We start from the raw sequence: 6,885 nt of genomic DNA, 5'->3' as shown, positions 1-6,885 counted from the left end.
CATCGCCGGATTATCCATGATCTGACAGCCGTCCCTTATAGGATGCGGGTTCACTAGGCATCGTAGTGGAACATATTCTTACCGGGCCATACAACAAACCCACCAATAATTCAAGACGTCCTCCACGGGGCGCTTACGTCTTTTCAGACTAAAAAAGGGATTGATACGCCGCTGGGCGATAGCGCGGCAACCCGTACGCTGAAAATCAGTCAAAAGGGCGAGAACGGCGAGGTTAAGGAAACCCTTATTACCCTCGCACAAGAGGAAACCAGTCTGGCGGGAATAGCCAAGGCCATTAACAACCAGAAGGCCGGCGTCCGTGCCGAAGTGAAAAATGTGGACAATGACGGCACGCTGCGTTTGGTGTTACGGGCGGAGAAATCCGGCAGCGCCGGGGAAATGACCCTCTCCGTCGAGGGTGGTGACACCTTAAACGGGATTATGGGATACAACCCAAAACAGAAGATTGCTTCGAGCAATTCTGATGAGAAAATGAAGCAAGATCTGAAGGCAACCGACGCCAGAGTCTCGGTTGACGGCAATGAATATATCCGCTCCAGCAACAGCATCAATGATATCCTGACCGGCGTCACACTCACGCTCAAGCAAAAATCCAAACCCGATGAATCAGAAGCGCTGACCCTGAGTCCGGACGAAAGCGCCGTGCAAAAAGCAGTGGAGGAATTTGTCACAGCTTTTAACGACTTCATTACCCAGTCATCGTCCTTAAGTAAATTTAAACCCGCCGATTATTCCAATCTGAAGCCCGAGGACGTCGCACTGCCCGATGCGAGCAATGGTCCCTTGGCCGGTGAGAGTTTATTAAGCAACTTAAAAGCGCTTGTGCGCCGTGACGCCGGCAGTAACTATGGCGATGACGACATAGCGTCAATAGCCGATCTCGGTATTAAGGTCGATGCCAAAACCGGCAAGCTCGAGCTGGATAGCACCAAGCTGAAAAATATTATCCATACTAACCCGGAGGGGGTACAGCGGCTGTTTCTCGGCACTGAAGGGGAAAGCGGCATGGCAAGCGTCATGACCGACCATATTAAGGGTTATGTCGGTAGCGGCGGCAACGGCAATATTATTAAAGACGAAACCGAAAAGCTAGAAAAGCAGAAGAAAGAAATTGAAAAACAGTTGGAACGCACCCAGGCCACTATTGATGCAAAGATGCGGGCTTATCAACAACAATACCAGCGGATGGAAGTCGCGCTCACGCAATTAGAGTCGCTTCAGGCGCCGCTCGCCGCAATACAGTCGATCGCCAAAAAATAAGTGCCCGCCGGTGCGCCCGCCGTGATGCCAACAGCCGGCGCACAGCCCAACAGTAAGCTGGCACTCAGGAGAAAAAACGATGTCTGCAGATCAGGGCATCAGCGCCTACCAACAAATCAGTCTGCAAACCGGTATCGCCGGGGCGACCCCGCACCAGTTGATTGTCATGCTCTTTGATGGCACCCATGGCGCGCTGGCCCGGGCAGGTATCTGGATGGCGCGCTGCAATATCACCCGGCGCGGCGAGGAAATTTCCCGCGCTATTGCCATCATTGAATGCGGTCTACTGGCCACGCTAGATTACGAAAAGGGCAAAACTCTGGCACAGGATCTGGCAAGTCTCTACCGCTATATGATCCGTACCTTGCTGCAGGCCAATTTAAATAATGACCCTGAAGCGATAAAACATGTAGATGCTTTGCTGAAAAACATTTCCAGCGCATGGAAAGAAATTACTCCGCAACGATAAAAGGATAATATCATGCTAATGGTTTCCCAAACCGAGCACCCGTTTGCCCTACCGTTACAATTAACGTATCAGATTATCGAATCGGCACGCTCAAAAGACTGGGACAGCGTTGTCGCGCCAAATAATCGCTATGCTATTACCTTACGTGAAGCAATAGATTATATTCAATCTGCCGGCATGGCCACGTATGAAAGAAGAAGGGAGAATGAAAGATATTGAGCAATTGCTTAAAAATGAAAGAGAGATTCGTGCGCTTATCGGCACACGTCTTACGGCATTACAGAATGATATCGGGCAACTGCGCCGAAATTTGCAGGGTGCTAACACCTATCATAGGCAGCTTTTGCAATCCTAAAGGCCACCTGTCGCCACGTCCCCGCCCCACGCGCCGGCAGCGGGGTAACATCACCGTCGGCACGTGCTATTTCGCCCTATCTGCTATTGCGCGATAATGCCTATTTCCATAAACCTCTTTCAGCGGATAACCGTTATTTCCCGTTTTCCACCTGACCGCAATGTCGATTTAACCGCTAATGCGTCATATTCTTTTTGGTGACACCCGCATCCTTCGCGACATCCGCATTTTCCGCAACGTCGTCGTTGGCATTGGCCGTGACGGAGTTAATCTCCGCGACGTCGGCGTTGTTCACGACGCCGGCCTTAGCCGTCGCATTCATGATTCCTCGCGGCGGCGTCTGCCATAACATTCGCGTTATTCACGACACCCCCTTGAGCCAAAATGCCAATATTGTCGGCTATAGCCACCGAGATAACGGTATTGTGTACGATACCAGCCCAGCCCAGCCTAAGTTCGCTTACCCTATGCTTGATGACCAATGCCAGATGCCCAGTACTTGATGACTGTAACGCCTGAGGCCTTACGCCTGGTGCCCTGATACCTGATGCCAAATTCTATACCGCCATATTCATCACTTCCTGATAGGCATTGATCAATTTATTATTGACCTGAATTCCCAAATGTAGCGCCAGCGACGCCTTCTGCATTTCCACCATAACATCATTCAATGCGATTCCCGGCACGCCTAATTCAAATTTCTCCGCCTTGCGCCAGGCATTTATTTGCATGCCGTTAATCTGTTTAATACTGCTATTTAATTCACTAATAAAACCCGCACCGGCAGTAGCCGGCGCGGAGAAGCGTTATCGTGGTTCCCGCCGCCTGTTGTGCCGTCACCTTCATCATGGCCAAAACGGAATGGATGGCCTGGGTTGTCATATAACCTCCTCAAATACCTGACTTCAGCGACATTAGCACGGTAAGGCAGCGTTGAATGGCGAAATTAAGAATAAAAGCGCAAGCTTATTTGCCTATCAGGCGGGTCTCCCTGTGCCAAGATTGACACCGATTGGGAAATTACGTCGTTGGGCGATGGAAAGCTATTCCCTAGTAATAAGCATTTTATTTCCTCACCCTGCCATCATGATTCTTTGTTTTTAATTCTGCTTCAGGGATCCTGCATGAATGCCTCGGCCATGGATATCAATGCTAAATCGGCAATAAGCCTGATCAACCTACATAGCGCGTTTTCGCGGCCATCCGAAATATATGCTATTAGCGGCCGGCGCCGCGGGGATCGCGCTGGCTATTGTCCTGCTGTTGTGGGCCAGAACGCCGGATTATCGCATTTTGTATAGCAATATCAGCGACCAGGACGGCGGCGCCGTGGTGGCGGAACTGACCACGATGAATATCCCCTACCGTTTTGCCGGCAACAGCGGCGCCATTATGGTGCCGAGCGACCGGGTCCACGAAACCCGGTTGTTGCTGGCGCAAATGGGGTTGCCGAAGGGGGGTGCGCTGGGGTTTGAACTGCTAGATCGCGAGAAATTCGGTATGAGCCAATTCAGCGAGCAGATCAATTATCAGCGGGCGCTGGAAGGCGAAATCGCCCGCACCATTGAAACGCTAAACCCGGTGAAATCGGCCAGGGTTCATATCGCGATGCCGAAACCCTCGCTGTTTGTGCGCGAACATAAGCCGGCGACCGCCTCAGTGACGTTGGCGTTGTATTCCGGGCGCGCGCTGGACGCCGGTCAAATTCAAGCCATTACCTGGTTGGTATCCGGCACCGTGACCGATTTACCCGCTGGAAATATTACCCTGGTAGACAGCCAGGGCCAATTGCTTGCCCAACCGGGCAATAATGAGCTTAACCTCAGCACGACCCAGCTTGCCTATACCCGTGAAGTGGAGGGCGATTATCAGCGGCGCATCAGCGCGATACTCGCGCCGGTGATAGGCGCTGCCAACGTGCGCGCGGAAGTGACCGCCCAGTTGGACTTTACCGCGGTGGAGCAAACGGCGGAGCAGCATAAACCCAACGGGCGCCCGGAGGAGATGGCGATCCGCCGCCAGCAGTTGAGCGCCAGCGACCAGATCGGTATTCAGGCGCCTGGCGGTGTACCGGGGGCGCTTAGCAATCAGCCCACTCCGCCGGCCACGGCGCCGATTGAATCCCCCGCCAACCCAGCCGCCGGCAAAAAACCCGCCGCCAAGGACAGTGCCCCGGCGCCCACCCCCGCCGCGGCACCCATCGGGCAGCAGCCAGAACGATAAAACCATCAATTACGAAGTCGATCGCACATTGACCCACAGCCGATTTCGTCCCGGCGTGCTTAAACGCCTGTCGGTGGCGGTGGTGGTTAACGACCGTGAGGACAGCGCCGGCAAGCCCGTACGATTGACGCCGCAGGAAATGCAGGATGTGACCGTGCTGGTGCGCGAAGCCATGGGCTTTTCGAGCGAACGCGGCGATACGCTCAACATCGTCAATACCCGCTTTGTCGCCAATCAGGACATGCTGCCGCCGCTGCCGTTCTGGCAGAGGATCCCGGCCTACGGGCTATGGCGTTCAGCACGCTGCGCTATGCGCTGGTGGCGCTGCTGTTCTGGCTGGCGTGGCGTAAAGGGTTCCGTCCGCTCTGGCAGCGGCAACAGGAGATCGAGCGCGAGCGCATTCGGGCGCAGTACGAAGCCAACCAGCCGCGGGATGAGCCACACCCCGTTTCGCGCAGCGAGCTGGAAAAGGAAACGCGCGAAAAAGCCCGCCAGGCAATGGAGGACAGTATCCAGCAGTTGCGTGATATCGCCGCCGCCCGGCCACAGATGGTGGCACGGATACTGCGTCAAGATACTGCGTCAATGGATAACCCGCGAGCAACAACCATCATGAATGCCATCGAAAAGAGCGCCATCGTCATGCTGACGCTGGGGGAAGAGACCGCCGCCGCCGTCTTTAAACATCTGCGTAAGCAGGAAGTGGAAGCAATAGGTAAAACCATAGCCTCGCTGGGAATTTACTCCCGGCAGCAGTTGACTAACGTGCTTGAATCGTTTCATTCCGATGCCGAGACGATGATAAGCCCGGATAAGGACAGTTACGACTACCTGCGCGCGGCCCTTATCAGCGCGCTGGGGGAGGATCGCGCCCTGCTGCTGCTAGAAGAGCTGCACATCACCGGCGTGGACGATGACAAAGGGATTGACGCGCTGAACGCCATGAAACCGCAGGCGGTGGCGGCGCTTATTCAGGCCGAACATCCGCAGGTGATCGCCGCCATTTTGGTGCTACTCAAGCGCAGCCTGGCCGCCGAGATTCTCTCCGGTTTCGAGGAAGCGCTGCGCAACGACATCCTGGTGCGCATCGCCACGCTGGACGGTCTACAGCCGGCCGCACTGCAAGAGCTCACCCTGGCCCTCAATGATTTGCTGCGCAGCCAGCGCGGCCGGCAAGGCAATAAAGGCGGCGTTCGTCCGGCGGCGGAGATCCTTAATTATATGCAAAGCCGGCAGGAAGAGGCGGCAATCGATGCGGTACGCGCCCTCGACGAAAGCCTGGCGGAGAAAATAGTCGAGCACATGTTTACGTTCGATGATCTGCAGGATTTGGACGACCGCAGCCTGCGGCGGATCCTGCAGGAGATCGACACCGATACGCTCGTCATTGCCCTGAAAGGCTGTGCGCCGCCGCTGGTGGATAGGATCTTGGGCAATATGTCGCAGCGCCCGGCGGAGATATTGCGCGACGACCTTAACCTCAGCGCGCCGGTGAAAGAGTCGCGGGTGGAAACTGAGCGTAAAGCGATCCTGGCCGTGGTGCGCCGTCTGGCCGATGCCGATGAGATAGTCATCAACAAGGACGGGGAAAATTATGTCTGAGCACGCCGAACAAACACGCTGGCAAAATTGGCTACCGGCGGATTTGTCCCTGGTGTTCGCCGATAGCCTCCCCGCGCCGCTACTGTCAACGGACCACGATGAAAAAGCCTGGCAGGCGGAACAGCGCGGGTTTAAGCAGGGTCAGCAGGAAGGCGAGCAGCAGGGCTACCGACAAGGTTTTGACAAGGGGCGCAGCGACGGCTTTGAACAGGGGTTGCAGGATGCGCAAGCCGAGCAGGAGCACATCACCGCACAGATGGCGGATTTCCTACGCGAATTGAAGGCCACCCTGGCGGGGGTGGATGCGGTGATGCCGGCGCGACTGATGCAAATCGCGCTGACGGCGGCCGGCAAAATCCTCGGTCAGTCGCCGGTGTGCGATAGTCGCGTGGTGCTGAGTACTATCCAACAACTGCTGCACGATCGGCCTTTGTTCGACGGTTGCCTGCGACTATATGTCCATCCCGACGATCTGCCATCGCTACAGCGTCATTTAGACCGCACCCTGGAAACCCGCCGGCAGCAGCTGTGCCAGATGCTCAAGGAGGGCTTGCCGCATGTGGGGACTCACCTAAAGTGATCCAGTAGGTATAAACGGGAATATCCGGGAATTCGCGGGATCTGGTGGGATAAAAGCTAAGTAAATCAGTAGGTAATTCTTAAGTTGGTGTAAATTAAATCAATATTGCAGTAGAGCTGCAAAGTGATCCATTTGATAGCTAAAAGATAAAATTAAGCAAACAGCTTGATCCATTCTAAAGTCAGTATAGTCGCTTTCAAAGTATGTTCAAACTCGAACTAATTTTGAATAAACTAACAATAGTTAGCTAACATTGTGCGCATGTTAGCTAGCTTCCTTATTTTTTAAAGTATTTAATGTCATCCCTGATTCGTGTTCATCAATACCATACTCCTGTAAAATATTTTTTTGTTTGTCTCTGGGTAAATTGCTAAT

Annotated in this window: 7 protein-coding genes and 2 pseudogenes; 7 read left to right on the top strand and 2 right to left on the bottom strand. The window is 54.2% G+C overall.

Annotation, left to right across the window (positions count from 1 at the left end; genetic code table 11):
• Positions 1–72 precede the first annotated feature (72 nt).
• The 4 genes from fliD (at position 73) to ACMX3H_RS15755 (ending at position 2,105) form a co-directional block, all read left to right on the top strand.
• Positions 73–1,281 carry a flagellar filament capping protein FliD gene (gene fliD, locus ACMX3H_RS15770; RefSeq protein WP_415211503.1) on the top strand — a complete coding sequence of 403 codons (1,209 nt, stop codon included), beginning with the start codon at positions 73–75 and terminating at the stop codon, positions 1,279–1,281.
• A 79-nt stretch (positions 1,282–1,360) separates the two neighbouring features.
• Positions 1,361–1,750: a flagellar export chaperone FliS gene (gene fliS / locus ACMX3H_RS15765; protein WP_415211501.1), complete on the top strand. Its 390-nt coding sequence runs from the start codon at positions 1,361–1,363 to the stop codon at positions 1,748–1,750.
• 12 nt (positions 1,751–1,762) lie between these two features.
• On the top strand, positions 1,763–1,969 hold the full coding sequence (locus ACMX3H_RS15760; protein WP_415211500.1) for a hypothetical protein: 207 nt from the start codon (positions 1,763–1,765) through the stop codon (positions 1,967–1,969).
• Positions 1,956–2,105, top strand: a complete 150-nt coding sequence (locus ACMX3H_RS15755; RefSeq protein ID WP_415211499.1) for a flagellar protein FliT — start codon at positions 1,956–1,958, stop codon at positions 2,103–2,105. Before ACMX3H_RS15760 ends, ACMX3H_RS15755 begins: the two co-directional genes overlap by 14 nt.
• A 175-nt stretch (positions 2,106–2,280) precedes the next feature.
• Here the strand turns inward: ACMX3H_RS15755 and ACMX3H_RS15750 are convergent, their stop codons facing one another.
• Both ACMX3H_RS15750 and fliE read right to left on the bottom strand, forming a co-directional pair.
• On the bottom strand, positions 2,281–2,427 hold the full coding sequence (locus ACMX3H_RS15750; protein WP_415211498.1) for a hypothetical protein: 147 nt from the start codon (positions 2,425–2,427) through the stop codon (positions 2,281–2,283).
• A 235-nt stretch (positions 2,428–2,662) separates the two neighbouring features.
• Positions 2,663–2,987: pseudogene (gene fliE / locus ACMX3H_RS15745) on the bottom strand (flagellar hook-basal body complex protein FliE).
• Between the two features lie 300 nt (positions 2,988–3,287).
• On the opposite strand from fliE, the pseudogene fliF reads away from it, so the two are divergent.
• From fliF to ACMX3H_RS15730, 3 genes and pseudogenes are all read left to right on the top strand, one after another.
• Positions 3,288–4,901, top strand: a pseudogene (fliF, locus tag ACMX3H_RS15740) (flagellar basal-body MS-ring/collar protein FliF); the annotation flags it as partial.
• Positions 4,878–5,930: a flagellar motor switch protein FliG gene (fliG, locus tag ACMX3H_RS15735; RefSeq protein ID WP_415211502.1), complete on the top strand. Its 1,053-nt coding sequence runs from the start codon at positions 4,878–4,880 to the stop codon at positions 5,928–5,930. The pseudogene fliF and the gene fliG, both read left to right, overlap by 24 nt.
• Positions 5,923–6,510, top strand: a complete 588-nt coding sequence (locus ACMX3H_RS15730) for a FliH/SctL family protein (protein WP_415211497.1) — start codon at positions 5,923–5,925, stop codon at positions 6,508–6,510. The genes fliG and ACMX3H_RS15730 overlap by 8 nt, the downstream gene beginning before the upstream one ends.
• The last annotated feature ends 375 nt before the right edge of the window (positions 6,511–6,885 follow it).

Source organism: Sodalis sp. (in: enterobacteria) (genome assembly GCF_047607725.1).
Taxonomy (GTDB): Bacteria; Pseudomonadota; Gammaproteobacteria; order Enterobacterales; family Enterobacteriaceae; genus JBLKSS01.
The sequence above is the reverse complement of the archived record's forward strand: the minus strand, read 5'-3'. Positions and strand labels throughout refer to the sequence as shown.